Raw genomic sequence first — 1,700 nt, 5'->3', positions numbered from 1 at the left:
GGCGGATTCAACTCGCTAATGCAACTAGCTTTTTTGGGCAACCCAAACAGTTGCTCCTCCACATTCTGGATCTCTTATTTTATGTATTAATACTTTAAAATTATTATCTATAAGGATCTGTTTATATTCTTCAGTAGAAAGTGATGCGTGATAAAGTTCATGTCCTCCATTATCACTCCAAACCTCTCCGTATTCTGGTCCTGATGTAAAAATGAATAAACCATTTTGCTCTACATAAGAGCCTAGTAATTTCAATGTGCTGCGTTGATCTTCATGAGATAAGTGAAAGAAACTATGCCAAGCAATTACCGTATCAAATTTTTCGTTCAAATCTAAAGTACGCATATCAGCTATCAGCCATTGTTCTTTTGGAAATCGTTGTTTGCACAGTTCAATCATTTTTTTACTGGCATCTATTCCAGTCACTATATAACCTGCATTAATTAAAAACTTTGCTATAGGCTCTCCTGTGCCACAACCAACATCTAAGATTTTGCTTTTAAGTGGAAGATGGTTTTGAATAAAATTTAAATAAGATTTCTCCATTGTCAGATCTTTAGTGCGAGCATTGTCAAACCAATCAATAATTTCATCATAGACTTGGTAAACATTATCTTTATTTCTCTTTGTCATTTAAACTCCAGCTGCAAATCGTTCGTTAGGTGTGGCATACCCTAAAGTTTTTCGGGGCCTGTTATTAAGTTTATCCATTATCCTAGCAAGTTGGTTATTGCACACAGAGGTAAAACCTGAACCTTTCTTTAAATACTGTCTAATAAGCCCATTAGTGTTCTCATTCAGACCTCTTTCCCAGGATGAATAAGGATGAGCAAAGAAAAAATCAGTATTTAACTGAATAGCAATATCCTCATGTCCTGCAAACTCGCTTCCATTATCCGAGGTAATTGATAAAACTGAATTTGATAATGGTTTTAATGCTTCAATTATGGCTGTGGATACAATAATAGCTTTCTTAGATTCTACTTTTCTTAAAATCGTTAATTTCGAAACTCTTTCGACTATGGAAACTACAGCCTGCTTATGATTTTTACCTATGATTGTATCAATTTCCCAATCCCCAATACGATCTTTATTATTAATAACAGCTGGGCGCTCGTCAATAAATCTACGATTTTTAATTGGACCTGTCCTTTTAGGGCTTCCATATCTTTTACGATATTTCTTATGTTGATGGCGTAGATTTTTATATAAAGCACCGCCCTGTCTTTTATTTTTCAATATAAATTGATAAATCCATTCGTGGCTTAAATTGAAAATTGAGCAACGTTTAGCATAACCACATATCTGCTCTGGACTCCATTCGTCTTGTATTTTTTCGATAACAAAAGCTTTAATTGAATCAGTAAATTTAATACATTTAGGTTTTTCCTTTTTACGTTGCTCAGCAAAAGATTGCGCATAATCCGCTTTATACTCCCAATAACCTAACCGGGTTCGAACAAACGTAATATTACGATTTAACTCACGAGAAATAGTAGACTTATGTACACCCACTTCATCAGCTATCTTTTGTTGTGAGTATCCCACCTTCCACAATGCTTGTATCTTGCAACGCTTTAAATAATCTAAGTGTTTATACCCCATAATCTCAACTCCTGTACAAAATCAGGAATGGATTTTATACCATCTCAACTGATTGTTTTATATACAAAAGTTGCATTAGCGAGTTGAATCCGCCT

Annotated in this window: 2 protein-coding genes; both read right to left on the bottom strand. The window is 34.5% G+C overall.

What is annotated here, in order from left to right:
• Positions 1 to 24: 24 nt before the first annotated feature.
• Positions 25 to 633, bottom strand: coding sequence for a class I SAM-dependent DNA methyltransferase (locus tag A8O27_RS17970; protein WP_058459904.1), 609 nt, complete (start codon positions 631 to 633; stop codon positions 25 to 27).
• Positions 634 to 1,605 carry an IS30 family transposase gene (locus A8O27_RS17965; protein ID WP_058459903.1) on the bottom strand — a complete coding sequence of 324 codons (972 nt, stop codon included), beginning with the start codon at positions 1,603 to 1,605 and terminating at the stop codon, positions 634 to 636.
• Positions 1,606 to 1,700: the final 95 nt, after the last annotated feature.

This window comes from Legionella bozemanae (genome assembly GCF_001648595.1).
GTDB classification, from domain to species: Bacteria; Pseudomonadota; Gammaproteobacteria; order Legionellales; family Legionellaceae; genus Legionella; species Legionella bozemanae.
Note: the sequence above shows the minus strand (reverse complement) of the source record. Positions and strands in the feature narration are given on the sequence as shown.

Coding starts and splice junctions, on each gene's coding strand:
- A8O27_RS17970 (WP_058459904.1), bottom strand. CDS start 633: ATGACAAAGAGAAATAAAGATAATGTTTACCAAGTCTATGATGAAATT.
- A8O27_RS17965 (WP_058459903.1), bottom strand. CDS start 1,605: ATGGGGTATAAACACTTAGATTATTTAAAGCGTTGCAAGATACAAGCA.